General features: G+C 64.2%; 10 protein-coding genes and 2 pseudogenes. 5 read left to right on the top strand and 7 right to left on the bottom strand.

The features are described 5' to 3' along the window. Positions 1-2 precede the first annotated feature (2 nt). The gene (locus ACHMW6_RS05640) at positions 3-2105 is read right to left on the bottom strand and encodes a YhdP family protein (RefSeq protein WP_395406166.1); all 2103 of its coding nucleotides are present in this window, start codon (positions 2103-2105) and stop codon (positions 3-5) included. 148 nt (positions 2106-2253) lie between these two features. Beyond that, a pseudogene (locus ACHMW6_RS05635) lies at positions 2254-2598 on the bottom strand (DUF3971 domain-containing protein); the annotation flags it as partial. A 1662-nt stretch (positions 2599-4260) separates the two neighbouring features. On the opposite strand from ACHMW6_RS05635, the gene glnE reads away from it, so the two are divergent. Both glnE and ACHMW6_RS05625 read left to right on the top strand, forming a co-directional pair. Then, complete coding sequence (gene glnE / locus ACHMW6_RS05630) at positions 4261-6996, top strand: bifunctional [glutamate--ammonia ligase]-adenylyl-L-tyrosine phosphorylase/[glutamate--ammonia-ligase] adenylyltransferase (RefSeq protein ID WP_395406165.1); 2736 nt, start codon at positions 4261-4263, stop codon at positions 6994-6996. A gap of 306 nt (positions 6997-7302) precedes the next feature. Further along, positions 7303-10122: a TonB-dependent receptor plug domain-containing protein gene (locus tag ACHMW6_RS05625; RefSeq protein ID WP_395406164.1), complete on the top strand. Its 2820-nt coding sequence runs from the start codon at positions 7303-7305 to the stop codon at positions 10120-10122. Positions 10123-10217: 95 nt separating this feature from the next. Here ACHMW6_RS05625 and ACHMW6_RS05620 read toward each other — a convergent pair whose 3' ends face one another. Together ACHMW6_RS05620 and ACHMW6_RS05615 are read right to left on the bottom strand one after the other, a co-directional pair. Continuing rightward, complete coding sequence (locus tag ACHMW6_RS05620; RefSeq protein ID WP_395406163.1) at positions 10218-11159, bottom strand: AEC family transporter; 942 nt, start codon at positions 11157-11159, stop codon at positions 10218-10220. A 25-nt stretch (positions 11160-11184) separates the two neighbouring features. Continuing rightward, on the bottom strand, positions 11185-12285 hold the full coding sequence (locus ACHMW6_RS05615; RefSeq protein ID WP_395406162.1) for a mandelate racemase/muconate lactonizing enzyme family protein: 1101 nt from the start codon (positions 12283-12285) through the stop codon (positions 11185-11187). 139 nt (positions 12286-12424) lie between these two features. On the opposite strand from ACHMW6_RS05615, the gene ACHMW6_RS05610 reads away from it, so the two are divergent. Next, on the top strand, positions 12425-13156 hold the full coding sequence (locus ACHMW6_RS05610; protein WP_395406161.1) for a FadR/GntR family transcriptional regulator: 732 nt from the start codon (positions 12425-12427) through the stop codon (positions 13154-13156). Here the strand turns inward: ACHMW6_RS05610 and ACHMW6_RS05605 are convergent. Next, complete coding sequence (locus ACHMW6_RS05605; protein WP_395406160.1) at positions 13153-13737, bottom strand: glutathione S-transferase family protein; 585 nt, start codon at positions 13735-13737, stop codon at positions 13153-13155. The genes ACHMW6_RS05610 and ACHMW6_RS05605 overlap by 4 nt on opposite strands. Positions 13738-13832: 95 nt before the next feature. Between ACHMW6_RS05605 and ACHMW6_RS05600 the strand changes: the two genes are divergently transcribed. Then, entirely contained in the window at positions 13833-14807 is a 975-nt protein-coding gene (locus ACHMW6_RS05600) for a helix-turn-helix transcriptional regulator (RefSeq protein WP_395406159.1), read from the top strand. Between the two features lie 152 nt (positions 14808-14959). Here the strand turns inward: ACHMW6_RS05600 and gap are convergent, their stop codons facing one another. Both gap and tkt read right to left on the bottom strand, forming a co-directional pair. Beyond that, positions 14960-15970, bottom strand: a complete 1011-nt coding sequence (gene gap, locus ACHMW6_RS05595; protein ID WP_395406158.1) for a type I glyceraldehyde-3-phosphate dehydrogenase — start codon at positions 15968-15970, stop codon at positions 14960-14962. A gap of 114 nt (positions 15971-16084) precedes the next feature. Beyond that, positions 16085-18078: pseudogene (gene tkt, locus ACHMW6_RS05590) on the bottom strand (transketolase). Between the two features lie 129 nt (positions 18079-18207). On the opposite strand from tkt, the gene ACHMW6_RS05585 reads away from it, so the two are divergent. Further along, positions 18208-18933 (top strand): 16S rRNA (uracil(1498)-N(3))-methyltransferase, encoded by a 726-nt coding sequence (locus ACHMW6_RS05585; protein WP_395406157.1) that lies wholly within the window; start codon positions 18208-18210, stop codon positions 18931-18933. Positions 18934-19045: the final 112 nt, after the last annotated feature.

Here is a 19045-nt window from a genome sequence, read left to right as displayed (position 1 = left end):
CCTTATTGGCTGCGCGGGGCCGCCACACCCGGCGGCTCCAGTTTCGTGGAATCGAGCTTGGCGACCACCGGCGCCTTCCACGGACCGGTGATCTGCATATGGTAAGTCAAGGCTTTCATGACCGGCGCACTGAGGAAGAGCTGGGCCAGGAAGCTGCCCAGGCCAATCACCGGATTGACGGCCAGCGCATACACCAGCGGCCCCGTGCCCAGGTTCACCTCGGGGATCACGACCACGTGCAGGTTGGTCGATTCGTTGGCGATATCAGCCGTGCCGTCCATCAGCACCGTGGCCTGCACGCCGTGCATCTTCAGGTTTTCCGTCTTCACCACGCCCTTGTTGATGACGGCGCTGGCGGTGATGCCGTCGAAGGCCAGGCCTTCCGAGAACACATCATGGAAGTCCAGCTTCAGCAGGCGCGGCAAGGCTTGCAGGCTGAGGACGCCCAGCAGCTTGGCGGCGCCCGGGTCCTGCTTCAGGAACTGGCCCTTCTCCACGTTCAGCGTGAGGTTGCCGCCCAGGCTGGGCGCGTCGAAGGAATACGGCAGGCCCTTCCAGCTGATATCGCCACTCAGCTTTCCCTTGCCGTTGCGGACCGTATCCGCAAAGCCGAAGCGTTCCAGCAGCTTGCCCGCATCATTGATATTCAGGTCGAAGTTCAGCATCGTATTGTGCTGGCCATCCTTGCTGACCCAGCGCCCCGTGCCATGCAGTTCGCCATCCGGGTTCACCAGCGCCAGCTTGCTGACGCGCCATTCGCGGGCGGAGGTGATCAGCGCGTTATAGGCCTGCAGCTCCAGGTGGCCCAGCGGCTTGTTGAACAGTTCGAAGCGGTCGGCCACGATGTCCAGCGCGGGGATGGTGGGCGAGGTGGAGCCGGCTTCCAGCAGGTCCTTGACTTCGCCGGCCTGCGATTCAGGAATCACCAGCGAGGAAAGGCGCGCCGTGACCTTCCCCACGCCATGGCCGGTCGGGGATTCGTTCCACGTTACATAGCCGACCGCCTGCTTCGAATCGAGGCTGGCCTGCCATACGCCTTTCTGATGCGTGGCGCCGATGACCACATTATCCAGCTTGCGCCCGCCGACGATCAGTTCACTGGCGCGCGCGGCCAGCGCGTCCGCCACCACCAGCTGCGAGATGTCGAAGCCCTCGGCCGGCGTGGTGCTGCGCGGCTCGTTGCCGGCGATGGCGCTGCCGAGATCGACCCAGTCGTCCACGTTCAGCGATTTCAGGCTGGCGTGGATCATCATGCCGCTGTCCGGTTCCGGCGCCGGCACATTGACGCCGATGCCGCCGCTGGCCAGGCGCCAGCCGCCCGGCGCCTTCTTCTCGCGGTGGTAGCGCGCGGCGATCGAGTTGCCGAGGGTGATGCGCATGTCCTCGCGGCTCACGCCCGCTTCGTTGGGTATGGCGCCGTTCAGCTGGAAGCGCAGCGGCAGCGTGTCGTTCGCGGCCTTCTTCAGCGGGGCCGGGAAATCCAGGCCCGCACCGGCCATCGTGGAATCGACATTGACCTGCCACTGGTGTTCGCGCGCGACCACCAGGCCGGCAAAGCGCGTGCTGCCGCTCAGGTGGTTGGCCAGGCGCGCCATGGTCGGCGATGGATAGGCCTTGCGCAGCCCGTCCACCGTGACGGTGCCGCCCAGCTTGACCTGGATCGAGCCATCCTTCTGGCTGCCGCCCGAAATCTGCAGGCCGCCGCCCAGCAGCGTGCCGTTCAGGCCATTTAGGTTCACGCCATGTTCATTGAATTCGATCTTGCCGGTGGTGAGCTGCACGGTCGGCATGTCGTGCCACAGGGTCACGTCATTGCCCTGCAGGGTCAGCGTGCCGAGCACCTTGGAATCGATCATGTGGTTCAGCGGCATGTCCAGCTTCAGCGCCAGCTTGGCCGGGCCGGTGCCCGTGCTCTCTTCGGTGAAGTGGCCGATGTATTCCAGCACGGGACTGGCCGACACATACTTGAGGAAGTCATTCAGCGGGCCGGCAGCGCTGCCATCGATTTCCAGCGAGCTTTCGTGGATGGTCAGGTCGGGGATCACCGCCTTCACATTGAGCAGGTTCACGCCCAGGGTGCGCGCGCTCTCCGCCCTGATTTCCATGCGCCCGCGGTCGAAGGCGAATGTGCCCTTGATCTTCTCGGCCAGCGGCCACACGGGGCGACTTGCCATCCTTGGCGTAGTAGCCCGGATCGTAATTCAGCCTGCCGTTGTCGATGCGGCCGGCGATGCGGAATTCGCCCTTGGCCTTGTCCGGCGAGCCATCCTTGAACGGGAAGTGATCGAGTTCGCCCTTCAGGCGCAGGGTCACGTCGCGCGCCATGCCGTCTTCCAGCGCGCCGCTCAGCCAGGTCTTGGTGTGCTCGGGCGTCTTGATCGGCAGGTAGCGGCCGATGGTGTTGATGGTGAAGCCGTCCAGTGTGCCGGTGAAGTCGGCCACGCCGGCGCCCTTGCCGCCGCGCGGCAGGATATGGTTGCCGGAGATGCTGGCGGTGATGCCGGCGTGCTCCAGGTCCAGCTTTTCCACGTGCAGGGCCAGGTTCTTTTCATCGGCCAGCGACCAGCCGGCATCGAGTTTCAGCTTGTCGAAGGACATCACCGGCACATCGAACCACTCCGGCATGTTCAACTCCAGGCCTGGTGCGTCGAGCTTCACATTGCCGCCCTTCTCGTTCGCTTCCACCTGGCCGCTCAGGTGGTCGAAGCCCGGCAGCGCCGGAATGGCGGGCGAACCGGGATTCTTGCCGGCCTTGGGCACGGCGGGATGCGATTCCAGCGGATTCATGCCGAGATCCGACACGTCGGCCTTGACCTTGTAGCTGACGGGCGCAGGCAGCGCGCCGCGCCACTCCGCCGCGAGGTTTTGCACGCGGCCGCGCGGCGCCAGTTCGGCCAACAGCGTGCGCTCGCGGTCCGGCAGCGGCAAGCGGGTGGCCAGTTCGGACAGGATGCCCAGGTCCAGCGACTTGGCCTTCACTTCAGTCCATTCGGGCTGGGTGCCGATCGGCGGCAGGCGGCGGGCGGACACCGTGGTCGGCGCAAGCTCCACGCCATCGCGCGTGCGCACCGAGAAATCGGTCAGGCTCAGGCTGCGGCCCAGCGAGCCGGCCGGCGCCTTGGCCGCAACCAGCGTGGCGGGCATGTCTTCCCTGGCGGCGATGCGGCCGTGCAGGGAAGCCACGTCCAGCTCGGGCAATTCGGCATCCAGCTTGGCGACCACATTGTCCAGCGCCAGGTCGGCGGTGATGCCGGTGGCGCGCAGCTTGTCCACGCTGAGCCATGCGCGCACGGCGCCGCTGCCGGACTGGATATCGATATTGGTCGGCACATACGGCTTCCATGCCGCCAGGTCCATGTAATGCACATAGGCGTACAGCTCGCCCTTCCATTGCGCGACGTCCGAAATGCGGCCGAAGGTGGGGTGCTGCAGGTCGGCGCGCAGGTCGATGGCGCGGCCCATCTCGGCCGGCGGCGTGGCCTGCAGCGCGAACTGGTGGCGGCGCCACTTGTTCATCATCAGGAAATTCATGCCGGACAGCGCCAGCGGCGGCGTGCCGCGCTGGGCATCGGTCCAGTCCATGCGGCCTTCGCGGATCACCACTTCGCGCTGGGACAGCAGCCAGTCCGCGCTACGGCCGTCGCTCTTCTTCTGCAGGTCGATCAGGATGCCGGCCGCATACAGCTTGCCGTCCGCATCGCGGCGCACTTCCAGCGTCGGGCGGATGAATTCGAGGGATTCAAAGCGCAGGCCGCCGGCCGGCACGCTCCACCACGACAGGGTGGCCGATACGCTGGGCAGGTGCAAGGCCTGCTTGCCCTGGGCATCGCGCAGGATCACGTCGCCCAGGAACAGGCTGGGACGCAAGCCCTTCCAGGAAGCGTAGACACGGTCGATGGTGACGGGATTGCCCACCGCGCGGGTGGCCAGTTCTTCGATATCGCCCTTGTAGTGGTCGATATTGGGCAGGATCACGTAGCGCAACGCCAGGAACATGATGGCGAAGGCAAAGTACAGCAGCAGCACCAGCTTCACGGTGAAGCCGAGTACATGATGGGTGGCCAGGTTCCAGAAGCGGTAGGCGGCCTGCAGCCGGTGCCAGCGAGCGACCAGCGGCCCTTCTTCCGTCACCACCTCCCCCGCCGAATTTTCCTTTAATACGCTCAAGCCAAGCCTTTGTTCATTCAGACAATTCTACCGCATGGACCTGTCATACTATGCTTCAATAGACAGGCTTTTACATTACTTCACAATTTCCTGATGACCGCCCCAACCCTCGTTTCCGCCTCCCGTTTCTACCAGCGCTGGCTGGCTGCCGCACCGGACCGCCACGTGAAAGTTGATGCCCTAGCGCAATTATCGCTTGCCTCGCTGGATTTTGCTGAATTTTTGGCAAAAGAACGCAACACCGGCGAGGGTCAGCCCCTGCCCCTGGCGCGCGGCATGCGGCGGCTGCGCAACCTGGTCATCGCCGGCCTGATCCGGCGCGACCTGGACGGCAAGGCGGACCTGAACGAGGTGGTCACCACGATGACCCGGCTGGCCGATTTCGCCATCCGCGAACACCTGGCGGAGATCGACGCGGAAATGCGCGCAGCCCACGGCGCGCCCATCGGCGCCGATTCCGGCGCCGAGCAGCAGCTGATGGTGCTCTCCATGGGCAAGGGCGGGGGCGGCGAACTGAACGTGTCCTCGGACATCGACCTGATCTTCGTCTACCCGGAAGACGGCGACACGGCGGCCGGGCCGGGCCAGCGCTCGCTCTCCAACCATGAATACTTCGTCCGCCTCGGCAAGAAGCTGATCGCGGCCATTGCCGAAATCACCGAAGACGGCTTTACCTTCCGCGTCGACATGGCCTTGCGCCCCAACGGCGCTTCCGGTCCGCTGGCCGCCAGCCTCGGCATGGTGGAAAACTACCTGATCGTGCAGGGCCGCGAGTGGGAGCGCTACGCCTGGGTCAAGGCGCGCGCCGTGACCGGCCGCCCGGAAGACATCGCGGCGCTGGACGCCATCGTGCGCCCCTTCTGCTTCCGCCGCTACCTGGACTTTGGCGTAATCGACGCCATCCGCAGCATGCACGCCCAGATCCGCGCCGAGGTCAACCGCCAGGAGCGCCTGCACCCGGACCGCAGCAATAACGTCAAACTGGGCCGCGGCGGCATTCGCGAAATCGAATTCCTGGCCCAGGTGTTCCAGCTGATCCGCGGCGGGCGCGACCCGAGCCTGCGCGGCCGCTCCACGCGCGATACCCTGCGCCAGCTGCCGGACAAGGGCTTGCTGGCGGCCGATGTCGTCGAGCGCCTGCTGGCTTCCTACACCTTCCTGCGCAACCTGGAGCACCGCCTGCAATACCTGGACGATGCCCAGACCCACACCATTCCCGCCAGCGAGGCGGACCGCAGCACCATCGCCCACATGATGGGCCTGCCGGATGCGGGCGCCCTGCTGGCCGAGCTGGAAGCGCACCGCCAGTTCGTCGCCGAGCAATTTGACGCGATCTTCGCCGATAAGGGTGGCAACAGCGACGATGTCGATCCCGAAACGAGCAATGAGTGCGCCGATCCGGACAACCGCGAAGCCATCGAAGCGCGTTTCGCCAGCCTCGGCTACGACGACCCGGCCGCCGCCGCCCAGCGCCTGATCGCCACCTGGCAATCGCCGCGCCTGTCCGCCATGCCGGAAGCCAGCCGCAACAAGCTGGTCTCCCTGGTCAACGCCGCCCTGCCCCAGATCGCCCGCGCGGCCGAGAAAAACAGCGCCGGCACGCCGCTGGCCACGCTGGGCCGCCTGCTCGATTTCCTGGAAGCGATTGCGCGCCGCTCGGCCTACCTGTCGCTGCTGACGGAATACCCGCACTCGCTGCAACGCGTCATCAATATGATGCACACCAGCGGCTGGGCCGCGACCTTCCTCAACCAGCACCCGATCCTGCTCGACGAGCTGCTGGACGACCGCCTGCTGAACAGCGTGTTCGATCCGGTCGCCGTGGCGGCCGACCTGCAGCGCCAGCTGGCCACGGCGCCGGACGATACCGAGCGCCAGCTGGACATCCTGCGCGAAGTGCACCACGTGCAGCTGTTCCACCTGCTGGCGCAGGACCTGGCGGGCGACCTGACCGTCGAGAAGCTGGCCGACTACCTGTCCGCCCTGGCGGACGTAATCGTGGCTGCCGTGATCCAGGCCGCCTGGCAGAACATCCCCAAGCGCCATCGCGAAGTGCCGAAGTTTGCCGTCATCGCGTATGGCAAGCTGGGCGGCAAGGAGCTGGGCTATGTGTCCGACCTGGACGTGATCTTCCTGTTTGATGACGACGACCAGGATGCGCCGGGCCTTTACGCCAAGCTGGCCCAGCGCTTCATTACCTGGATGACCTCGCACACTTCCGCCGGCATCTTGTTCGACATCGATACCGCGCTGCGGCCGGATGGCGCCAGCGGCATGCTGGTGTCCAGCGTGCAATCCTTCGAGAAATACCAGCAATCCTCGGCCTGGATCTGGGAACACCAGGCCCTGACCCGCGCCCGCTTCTGCGCCGGCGATGCCGACATCGGCGAGCGCTTCGAAAAGATCCGTTGCCAGGTGCTGCGCAAGGAACGCCCCGATGCGGCCGCGCTGAAGCAGGAAGTTTTGGCGATGCGCCAGCGCATGCGCGACGCGCGCCCCAACCGCAGCGAGCTGTTCGACCTGAAGCAGGACGAAGGCGGCATGATCGACATTGAATTTATCGTGCAGTACATCGTGCTGCAATTTGCGCCCAAATACCGCGAACTGACCGGCAATATCGGCAATATCGCCCTGCTCAAGCTGGCCGGCTCGCTCGGCCTGATCGAGCCCGAACTGGGCGCGGCCGTGGCGGACGCCTACCGCGACATGCGCAAATGGCAGCACCAGTTGCGCCTGCAGGGCCAGGAGCAGTCGCGCATTGATCCAGCGAAAGTGACGTTGCATGCAGCAAACGTCAAACGTCTATGGAACGCCATATTTGCTGCATAGCGATACAAAATTCGGCGTTTTGAGCGGGTGGCCGCTACATTGAGTTACAAAACCCGGTATCGGCCAACAAGTTGTTGTTTTTTTATGACAGTTTAACTGGCAATATTAGCGTACGTATCATTTCTTCGCCTAAAGTGTCTGAAGCAACTGGGTTGCATTCCAGCTGTCCGATAACGACACAACAGGAGATAAGGAATGATTCGAGAAACAACCATTGCACGATCTGTCCGCCTCATCTGCCTCAGCACTCTCGCGATCACCACGCATCAGGCATTTGCCCAAGCTAACCCACCCGCCGAGCAACCCATGCAGCAAGTTACGGTTACCGGCTCCCGTATCGCCTCACCCAACGCCGAATCGCCATCACCGCTGCAAGTGCTGACGGCGGCCGACATTGCAGCATCTGGCGTGACCAACGTGCAGGAACTGCTGCTGAAGAACCCGACGATGGGTACGCCCACGGTGAGCCGTACCAACTCGAACTTCCAGACATCCAGCGCGGGCGTGTCCACTGTCGACCTGCGCAACCTCGGCACCTCGCGCACCCTGGTGCTGGTCAACGGCCGCCGCTACGTGGCCGGTATTCCAGGCGAAACCGCAGTCGACCTGAACACGATCCCGACCGACTTCATCGAGCGCGTCGAGCTGCTGACCGGCGGCGCTTCCGCAACCTACGGTTCGGACGCTGTGGCCGGTGTGGTCAACATCATCCTGAAGAAGAACTTCAACGGCCTGCTGGTGGACGTGACCGGCGGCAAGAGCGAACAGGGCGATGACCTGAAGAAGAAATTCTCCCTGACCTTCGGCACCACCAGCGCCGACGGCAACAGCAATATCATGGGCCACTTCGGCTACACCAAGCAGGGCGCCGTGTATTCGCGCGACCGCGAGCGTTCGGCCGTCGACCAGACCTGGAGCGGCAACACCGACGACTTCTTCGAAATCCGCCGTCCCTTCTACTCCAGCTTCGCGCCGCAGGGCCGCTTCTTCACCGACACCGGCAGCTACACCTACGACCGCTCCGGCAACCCGATCCCGTGGAGCACCAACGGCAACAATGGCGTCGGCGCAACGGGCTTCAACCGCTCCGACTTCCGCACCATTGCCGTGCCGACCGACCGCTACCTGTTCGCCCTCAACGGCAATCTTCAGCTGAGCGAAAAGCACAGCGCCTACTTCGAAGGCACGTATGCGGCAACCAAGGTCAGCACCGCCATCGAGCCCTTCCCGCTCGGCGCCGAAAACATCTATCCGGCCACCGGCGGCCAGGTGCCGGCCGAGTTCATGGTCAACGGCGTGATGACGCGTAACCCGATCATCCCGCAATACCTGTGGGACCGCATCTCCGACACCGATGGCGACGGCGCCCGCGACTACTACTTCACCCGCCGCCTGAGCGAAGTGGGCTCGCGCACCAGCAAGGCCGACCGCGACACCTTCCGCCTCGTCACCGGCCTGAAAGGCAGCTTCGACATCGGCCGCGAATGGAACTACGACGCCTACATCGGCTATGGCCAGACCAAGGAATCGCAGACCTCCAACGGCCAGGTCAACGTGCTGAACTTCCGCAACGCGCTGGAAGCGATCCCGGACGCGGATGACATCAACAACAACGGCAGCCGCACGGACGCCATCTGCCGCGACGCCAATGCGCGCGCCCAGGGCTGCGTGCCGATCAATGTATTCGGCTTCAACAGCATTTCGCCGGATGCGCTGAAATACGTGACGGCGCCGGGCAGCCTGAACACTGCCATCATCCAGAAGATCGCGGGCGCTTCCGTCAACGGTGAAGTGTGGGATCTGCCGGCCGGTCCGATCGCGATCGCGGCGGGCTTCGAATACCGTTCGGAAGATTCGCGTGCCGAGCCGGATGCGCTGACCCAGGCCGGCCTGAATGCCGGCAATGCGCTGCCTGCGACCTACGGTAAATTCAATGTGAAGGAACTGTTCGCCGAGGCCCGCGTGCCGCTGCTGAAGGACCAGGCCTTCGCCAAGGAACTGAACTTCCTGGGCGCCTTCCGCCGCGGCGATTATTCGACCGTCGGCTATACGACGAGCTGGAACGCCGGCTTCGAGTGGGCGCCCGTGCGTGATGTGAAATTCCGCGGCACCCGTGCACTGTCCACCCGCGCGCCAAACATCAATGAGCTGTTCCAGGCGCCGCAGCAGACCTTCCCGGCCGATATCGTCGATCCTTGCGAAGGCGTGACCGCCACCTCGCAGGGCGCGCGCGATACCGCCTGCCGCGCTGCACCGGGCGTGATGGCCAACATCAACGCCAACGGCGCCTTCACGCTGAACCAGGCGGACCAGCAGGGCATCAGCGGCTTTGACCGCGGCAATCCGAACCTGCATGAAGAAAAAGGCCGTTCCACTACGGTGGGCGTGGTGTGGACTCCGCTGTCGATTCCGACGCTGAGCAAGTTCACCTTCACGCTGGACTACTTCGACATCAAGATCTCGGACGCCATCGTGCCGATCCCACGCCAGTTCGCGCTGCAGAACTGCTACGGCGGCGACGGTACCTTCTGCAACACGATTACCCGCCGTCCGACTGCCGTTGGCGCCAACAGCGCCGGTTCGCTGCAGTACATCGATTCGGCCGTCAACAACAGCGGCGGCAAGGCCACCGAAGGTGTCGACGTGACCGCATCCTGGGCTGACCGCGTTGGTCCGGGCCGCCTGAGCGCACGCCTGGCCTGGACCTGGCTGAAGGAGGGCTACGATGTTCCGTTGCCTGGCGCCGACAAGGACTACTGGGCCGGCGAAGTCGGTTCGGCCAAGAACCGCGCTACGCTGAACCTGGCCTATCGCTGGGGTCCATGGTCGGTCACCGGCACCACGACCTACTATGGCAAGTCCGCCCTGGATGACCAGTTCCTGGCCCAGTACGACATGCCGCGCAATTCCGTCAAGGTGAACCAGAAGACCTACCAGGACTTCCAGTTCTCGTACACCCTGAAGAAGAAGTACGAGATCTACCTGGGCGTGGACAATGCGTTTGACGTGAAACCGCCTCCAATCATCACCGGCCTGCCATTCAACACCACCGGCGCCGAAACCGATGCAGGCACCTACGACGCCATTGGCCGCCGCTGGTACCTGGGCCTGCGCGCAACGCTGTAATCCTCCTTGCGCCGTTAGCCTTATTAGAACCAACGGCCAAAAGCTGGTGTCTGCCACATCGTGGCAGACACCTGTTTTACGCCTTGGGTTTTAAATCATGCAGCGGCCAGTCCGCCGTCAACAAGCCAGATCGCCACCGGAAAAGTGAAAATGGAAAGCACGGTGGTAACGAGGATAGTAGTCGCCGCCTCGCTCTGATAAGCCCCCGCCTCGTTCGCAAACATGGCCGGAATCGTAGCCGAAGGCAGCGCCGCCAGCAGGATCATTTGCTGCGCATACTGTCCATGCACGCCCAGTCCCACGATGGCGGCAATCATCAGGGCTGGATGCACCAGCAGCTTCAGTCCGATATTGGTCCAGATCTCGCCGGACATCTTCAGCGCTTCGGACGACATGATCAACCCGAGGCACAGCAGCGACACGCCAGGCGTTGCCTTGCCGAGCATGGTGAACGTTTCCGCCACCAGCGGCGGGAACTTCAGCTGCAGCAGCGAGCACAGGATGCCCAGCGCCGGCGCCCACATCAGCGGGCGCTTCACCGCCGCCGCCATGCTGGTTTTGAACGCCTGCGCGCCGCTGCCTTCGCCGGACGCGATCGTCAGCAGCATCGTCGTCAAGGGAATCATCAGCAGGCTGGCGATGATGTTCAGCACCAGCACCGAATAAATGCTGCCCGCGCCGAACATGGTGCCCAGGATGGGGATGCCCATGAAGGCGGCGTCCGGATAGCCGTTGACGAAGCCCTTCAGCGTGGCCGCCTTCAGCTCGCGGTACTTCCACCAGCCGATGGCGAGAGCGATCAAGTACATGCCCATGATGCCGATGAAGGTTGCCAGCACCAGCCTGAAGTCCAGCAGCTGTTCGCGCGGCGTGCTCGCCATGCCGACCAGCAGCAGGGCCGGGAAGATGTAGCCGAGTACCACTCGGCTGATGACCAGGCTGTCGCCCTTGTCCAGCCGCTTGCGCTTGCCCGCGAAGTAGCCCAGGAAGATGATGAAGGCGACGGGCAGGATGGGCCCAATGATCCGTTCAAACATGATGTCTCCACTCCTCTCTTTGTTGTCAGATGCGGTAGTCGCGGATCACATCCGGATTCGGTTCCAGGCCAAGGCCCGGGCCTTGCGGCACGACGATCCGGCCCTCTTTCGGGATGATCGCGTCGCCATAGAGCTGCGCTTCGAGGTCGAAGTAGCGCCATTCGACGATGGACTTCGGCCCGCCCAGCGCCGCGCTGGCGTGAACGCTGGCCAGCAGGCCGGGACCGTCGTAGAAGGTGTGCACGCGCACTTCGGTGCTGTGCGCATTCGCCAGCGCATACACCTTGCGCAATTCGGTGATGCCGCCCATTTTCGAAGGGCTGGGCTGGATGAAGTCGACCGCGCCCGCCTTCAGCATGTGCTGGAAGTCCATCAGCGTCGAAGCGTTTTCGCCTGCCGCGACAGGGATGCCGCCCTGTTTGCGCACCGTGGCCAGGCCGTCATAATCTTCCGGCGGCCAAACGGGTTCCTCGATCCAGCGCAGGTTGTAGGGGCGCAGCCTGTCGGCCATGTCCAGCGCTTCGCGAACGGTCCAGGGGGCGTTCACGTCCAGCGTGATTTCGATGTCCGGACCGGCCGCCTCGCGCGCGGCGGCCACGGTGGCGGGATCGATTTCATGCAGCTTCAGGTACTTGTAGCCGTCCTTCACGGCGCGCTGCACATTCACGCGCACCAGTTCCGGGTCGGCATAGCGAATCAGGCTGGCGTAGGTGGCCAGCGACGTCGCTTCGGCGCCGCCCAGCAGGGCGTGCACGGGCTGGCCGGCGGCCTTGCCGGCGATGTCCCACAGCGCGATATCGATGGCGGACAGCCCGTAGATAAAGGCGCCGCTGCGGCCGAAGATGTGGAACTTCTTCTGCAGCTCCACCATCAGCTTTTCACGCTGGTGAATATTCCGTCCGATTATTTCCGGACCGAGGATAGTGTCGATCACCGCTTTAACGGACGGGATGGCGGTGAAGCCGAAAGTTTCGCCCCAGCCGACGGTGCCGTCGTCCGCGGTGACTTTGACGACAAGGGAATCGACCATCTGCAAGTCCTTGCCGCCCCACACGCCTCCAGCGGACGGGCCGCCTGTGGTGAAGGGAATACGCAGATGGATGGTTTCGATATGTGCGATTTTCATGGAAGTCTCCTGGCTGGGGGTGGTAAATCCAGCTTAGGGAACATCCTCTTGTCCTACAAGTGAACATCATGGAACAAGCGTTGTTCACGCCAGGAACAAATGCCTGGATGTAGAATAAGCTGACAAGGAGGCAAGCTACATGGCCAAACTGAACGTCCTGCCGGTTGAGCGCCGGCCGCATCTGGCTGAGCACATCGTGCACGCGCTCAGCGACGAGATCGAGGCTGGCCGACTGCGGCCCGGCGACCGCCTGCCGACCGAGCTGTTCCTGTCCGAGAATTTCGGCGTCAGCCGCAATGTGGTGCGCGAAGCGATCGCCACCCTGCGCGCCCGCGGGCTGGTTACATCACGCCAGGGCTTGGGGGCCTTCGTCGCCGCCGCCCAGCCGTCGGCTGAACCACTGCAGCCCATCAGCGCCCAGCTGCTCGAGGGCGACGATACGATCCGCAATATGTTCGAAGTACGCGCGGCGCTGGAGGGCCAGGCCGCCGCGCTGGCCGCCCTGCATATGACGCCGCGTAAGCTGAAGCCCATCCAGGAAGCGGTGGAGCGCATGCGCTTCGAAGGCGCGCCCACGGCCGCGACCGTCAACGCCGACCTGGAATTTCACCGCGCTGTGGCTGCCGCTTCGGGCAACGATTACCTGGTGGCGCTGATCCGCACTGTGCTGGAGCCCATGCGTCCGCTGATTGCGTCCAACTTTGCGCGCCACGGCCCGATGTTCGGCCACATCCCGCACGATGCGCGCGCCGAGCACGAAGCCGTCGTGCGCGCGCTGGCCGAGCGCGATGCGCCCCTGGCCCGCCGCCTGATGGGCGAGCACATCGTCGCGGCCGCGGCCCGCTTCGGCTACGAGATCACGCTGTATTAGGCAGCCAGCGGCAAATCCACTTCGTCCAGGCTCAGGTGGCCACGGAAGCGGCCGCTGGTGACGGCCGGGCGGCGGGTTTCGATCGCGTCAGCAAAGAACACGGCCGGGTCGCCATGCAGCTCGGCCACGTATTGCTGCAGGCGCGGATAGCGGCCCAGTTCCAGGCCCGCATCGCGCTCTGCCCAGCGCACGGCGGCAACCAGGCAGGCGTCGGCGACGGTGCGCTTGTTTCCGTCCAGCCATTCGCGGTCCGCCAGTTGTGCGTCCAGGTGGGCGCATATGGCCGCCAGGCGCGCCTCGCCGCCCTGGAATTCCTCATGCATGGTATCGATCAGGCGTTCCAGGCGGGCGTGGTCCACCGTGCCGGAACGGTAGCCCAGCAGGTAGCGGCGGCGCGACGCCAGGTGGCGCAGGATTTCGCGGCAGTCGCGCATCACGCGTCCCTCTGTTTGCAACATGGGATTGGGCTGGCCCGGCAGTTCCAGGCGCAGCAGGCGGTAGGGACGGCACAGCCATTCGAGCGCGACGATGGTGCCGAAGGCGCAACCGTGCGGTGCGCCATAGTACAGGATGGGTTCCATGGTATTGCCTCTTCTTATTTATTGGGAGGGAATGCCATGCATTGTGCGGGTGAAATAGGGCAAAATTGCCCCTCATTGCATGCGATGATTGCAATATGTCCAAACCAGCCATCAAAGCACTGACCATCCTCGAGATGCTGCAAAGCCAGCGCCAGATTTCCGGCGCCGACATGGCCGAGCGCCTCGGCATCGACCGCCGCAGCCTGCGCCGCTACATCGCGATGCTGGAAGAGCTCGGGATTCCGATCACGTCGGAACGGGGACGCTACGGTGGTTACATGCTGGTGCCCGGCTTCAAGCTGCCGCCGCTGATGTTCACCAATGAGGAAGCCAGCGCCGTTGCGCTGGGCCTGATGGCGGTGCGCTCGTTGCGGCTGGCCGACACCGCGCCGGCCGTCGCCAGCGCCCAGTCCAAGCTGGAGCGCGTGATGCCGCCTGCGCTGCAAGGCAGCGTGCAGGCGCTGCGCGAAACCGCCGTGCTGGATGTGCCCGACACGCGCTGGACGCTCACCCAGCCGCCCCGCCCTGCCCTGACCAGCGAGCTGACCGCGCTGGCCATGGCGGCCCAGACCCAGCATCGCGTCAGCTTCGAATACCGTCCGCCGGAAGGCGTGCCGATGCGCCGCGAGTTCGATCCCTACGGCCTGGTGTTTTCGCACACGCGCTGGTACGCGGTCGGCCTGTGCCGCCTGCGCCTGGCGATCCGCTCCTTCCGCCTCGACCGCGTGGCCGACGTGCGCGAAACCGGCGAAGCCTTTGAAAAGCCGGACAACTTCGACACCGCCGCCCACCTGCAGCACGCCCTCGCCACCCTGCCGCGCGGCCTGCCAGCCCACGTCCTGCTGCACACCGACCTCGACAGCGCCACCCGCGAGCTCGGCCGCTACGTCGGGCCCCTGGTGCCCACGCCCGCCGGCATCCAGCTGCACACGACCACCACCAGCCACACCTGGTTCGCCCGCATGCTCGCCTCCCTCACCTTCGACTTCACCATCCAGGGCCCCGACGAGCTGCGCGACGCCGTCCGCGCCGAATCCCAGCGCCTCGCCCGCATTGCCGGGCTGGCCTGACGCCTTTCCTTGGCGCGCCGCTGTCCTTCTTAAAACCCACGGCATAAAGCAGGTGTCTGCCACGATGTGGCAGACACCAGGTTCACGCCTCGGGTTTTAAGCAAAAAAAAAGCGCCCCGGAGGGCGCTTTTTTTGTTCGCGATAGCGAGGGATTACTTGGCAGCCATCAGCGCCACGGTGGTATCCAGCATGCGGTTGCTGAAGCCCCACTCGTTGTCGTACCAGGACGAAACCTTCACCAGCTTGCCGGACACTTTGGTCAGGGTCGCGTCGAAGTTCGACGAAGCCGGGTTGTGGTTGAAGTCCACGGACACCAGCGGCTCGGTGTTGTAGGTCAGGATGCCTTTCAGCGCGCCTTCGGAAGCTTCCTTCATGATCTTGTTGATCTCTTCCACAGTGGTGTCGCGCTTGGCGATGAAGGACAGGTCGACGATCGACACGTTGATCGTCGGCACGCGGATCGCGTAGCCGTCCAGCTTGCCGTTCAGCTCAGGCAGCACCAGGCCAACCGCGGCGGCAGCGCCGGTCTTGGTCGGGATCATGGACTGGGTGGCGGAACGGGCGCGGCGCAGGTCTTCGTGCATCACGTCGGTCAGCACCTGGTCGTTGGTGTAGGCGTGCACGGTGGTCATCAGGCCGGTTTCCAGGCCGATGGCGTCATGCAGGGGCTTGACCAGCGGGGCCAGGCAGTTGGTGGTGCAGGAAGCGTTCGAAATCACGGTGTCCGACGCTTTCAGGGTCTGGTGGTTCACGCCGTACACGATGGTAGCGTCAACGTCCTTGCCGCCCGGAGCGGAGATCACAACCTTCTTCGCGCCGCCCTTCAGGTGGGCCGAAGCCTTTTCCTTGGTGGTGAAGAAGCCGGTGCACTCGAGCACCACGTCCACGCCCAGCTCGCCCCACGGGATTTCGGCCGGGTTGCGCTGCGCGAACACGCGGATCTTGTCGCCGTTCACGATCATGTTGTCGCCTTCCACGGTCACGGTGCCTGGGAACTTGCCGTGGGCGGTGTCGTAGCGGGTCAGGTGGGCGTTGGACTCGGCGTTACCCAGGTCGTTGATGGCCACAATCTGGATGTCCTGCTTCTTGCCGCCTTCGTAGAAAGCGCGCAGTACGTTGCGGCCGATGCGGCCGTAGCCGTTGATTGCTACCTTGATCGTCATTACATGTGCTCCTGTTTAAAAGAAATTGTTTCCTCGTAGGCCGTCGGACCGCACACACGGCGGATCAATGATCCGCCCTACAGCCCCGTTGGGGCCGTTGTGCGCCGGTGCGGCTTAGGCCAGAACAGACTTAACTTTAGCAACCACATTTTCGACAGTGAAGCCGAAGTGCTTGAACAGCACACCGGCTGGGCGGATTCGCCGAAGCTGTCGATGCCTACGACGGCGCCTTCCAGGCCAACATACTTGTACCAGAAATCGGTCACGCCCGCCTCGATGGCGACGCGCGGCAGGCCCTTGGTCAGCACGGAAGCCTTGTAAGCAGCATCCTGGCGGTCGAACACGTCGGTCGACGGCATGGACACCACGCGCACCGGCGTGCCGGCTGCCTTCAGTTCAGCGGCGGCCTTCATGGCCAGCTCGACTTCCGAACCGGTGGCGATGATGATGGCTTTTGCGCCCGCTTCGTCGGACAGCACATAGCCGCCGCGCGCGATGTCGGCAATCGCCTGCTCGGAGCGTTCGATGAACGGCAGGTTCTGGCGCGAGAAGATCAGGGTTGCAGGACCGTCGGTGCGCTTCACTGCCGCACCCCATGCCACCATCGATTCGACGGTGTCGGCCGGACGCCAGTTGTCCAGGTTCGGGATCAGGCGCAGCGCGGAGATGTGCTCAACGGACTGGTGGGTCGGACCGTCTTCGCCCAGGCCGATCGAGTCGTGGGTGAACACGAAGATCGAACGCTGCTTCATCAGCGCAGCCATGCGCAGGGCGTTGCGGCTGTAATCGGAGAAGGTCAGGAAAGTCGCGCCGAACGGGATGTAGCCGCCGTGCAGGGCCACGCCGTTCATGATGGCGGACATGCCGAACTCGCGCACGCCGTAGTTGATGTGGTTGCCCGGCTTGCCGGAACGGACAGGAACGATTTCCTTCCAGTTGGTCAGGTTGGAACCGGTCAGGTCGGCCGAACCGCCCAGGAATTCCGGCAGGATCGGAGCCAGCGCCTGGATCGCGTTCTGCGATGCCTTGCGGGTGGCGATGGTTTCCTTCTTTTCCACGCAGGCGGCGATGGCGGCCTGCAGGGTGGCGTCGAAGTTGGCCGGCAGGTCGCCTGCCATGCGGCGCTTCAGTTCAGCGGCCTCGGTCGGGTACTGGGCGGCGTACTTGTTGAACATTTCCAGCCAGGTGTTTTCGAACTGGGCGCCCTGCTCCTTGAAGCTCCAGGCTTCCGCCACGTCGTGCGGAATGTCGAACGGCTCGGCGCCCCAGCTGATGTGCTCGCGCACCGCTGCGACTTCCTTCTCGCCCAGCGCGGCGCCGTGCACCTTGTCGCCGCCTTGCAGGTTCGGCGAGCCCTTGCCGATGATGGTCTTGCAGCAGACCAGGGTCGGCTTGTCGGACTTCTTGGCCGCTTCGATCGCTGCGGACACGGCAGCCACGTCGTGGCCGTCCACATTGCGGATTACGTTCCAGCCGTAGGATTCGAAACGCTTCGGCGTATCGTCGGTGAACCAGCCTTCCACCTTGCCGTCGATCGAAATGCCGTTGTCGTCGTACAGGGCGATCAGCTTCTTCAGGCCCAGGGTGCCGGCCAGCGAGCACACCTCGTGCGAGATGCCTTCCATCAGGCAGCCGTCGCCGATGAAGGCGTAGGTGTAGTGGTCGACCACGTCGAAGCCAGGCTTGTTGAATTCGTTTGCCAGCAGCCATTCAGCCAGCGCCATGCCGACCGCGTTGGCGATGCCCTGGCCCAGTGGGCCGGTGGTGGTTTCCACACCCGGGGTGATGTCGACTTCCGGGTGACCCGGGGTCTTGGAGTGCAGCTGGCGGAAGTTCTTGATGTCTTCCATCGACAGCTCGTAGCCGCTCAGGTGCAGCAGCGCATAGTGCAGCATCGAGCCGTGGCCGTTGGACAGCAGGAAGCGGTCGCGGTTAGGCCAGGCCGGGTTGGCCGGGTTGTGGCGGTGGTGGCCGCTCCACAGGGCCACAGCGATTTCAGCCATGCCCATTGGCATGCCGGGGTGGCCGGAATTGGCCTTCTGAACAGCGTCCATTGCCAGCGCGCGGATCGCATTGGCCATTTTGGTGAAGGGGAGCGTAGGTTTCATCGTGGTGATTCGAAGAAGGTTGGAATTCTGTTGCGCTGCGGCGGCGGCCCGCCACTGAGCCCAATATTTTACCAGAGCGTGACACGAACGCTTAAAATTAGTGCATTTTCAAGAATTTAACCCATCCAGATGCCCCGTTTTCATGTCGCCCAGCCCCTCGCCATCGGCCTGATCCTCGATCTGCCGCAGGAAGTCGCCCACCATATCCACGTGGTGCGCATGGGGCCCGGAGACACGCTGACCCTGTTCAACGGCGAAGGCGGCGAGTACACGGCGGTGCTGACCGATGTGCAGAAGAAGCGCGCCAGCGCAGAAATCAAGGTCTTCACCCCGCGCGAGGCCGAACTGCCCTACGCCATCACCCTGGCCCAGGCCCTGCCCGAAGCCAGCAAAATGGACTGGATCATCGAGAAGGCCGTGGAGCTGGGCGTGGCGACCGTGCAGCCGCTGGCCGCACGGCGCTGCGTGGTGCGCCTGTCCGCCGAGCGCGCCGGGAAAAAGCTGGCGCACTGGCAAGGCGTGATCGTCTCCGCCTCCGAACAGAGCGGACGCAACCGCCTGGCCCAGCTGGCCGAACCGATGGAATTCCGCGACTGGATCGGCCAGCACGACCTGCACAAGCGCGTACTGCTGTCGCCGCGCGCCACCGAATCGCTGGCCGACTGGGCCCGCCACCAGCCACCGCAGGCGCTCACCATCATGGTCGGCCCCGAAGGCGGCTTCTCCGACGAGGAGGAAGCCGAAGCCCTGCGCCAGGGCGCCCTGCCCCTCTCCATCGGCCCGCGCGTGCTGCGAACGGAAACGGCCGCTCTCGCGGCCGTTGCGGTGCTGAATGCCGCCTGGGGCGGCATGTAACAAGTCTATGTTCCCAAGTTTGGGGCCGCCGGCCAGTGTTCTCAGTCACTATTAACTCAGAAGTAACTTTAATTAATTGACAATATTTTAGATTGGAAATATAGTCGCCTTG

Source organism: Pseudoduganella sp. UC29_106, from assembly GCF_044055365.1.
Taxonomy (GTDB): domain Bacteria; phylum Pseudomonadota; class Gammaproteobacteria; order Burkholderiales; family Burkholderiaceae_D; genus Rugamonas.
The sequence above is the reverse complement of the archived record's forward strand: the minus strand, read 5'-3'. Positions and strand labels throughout refer to the sequence as shown.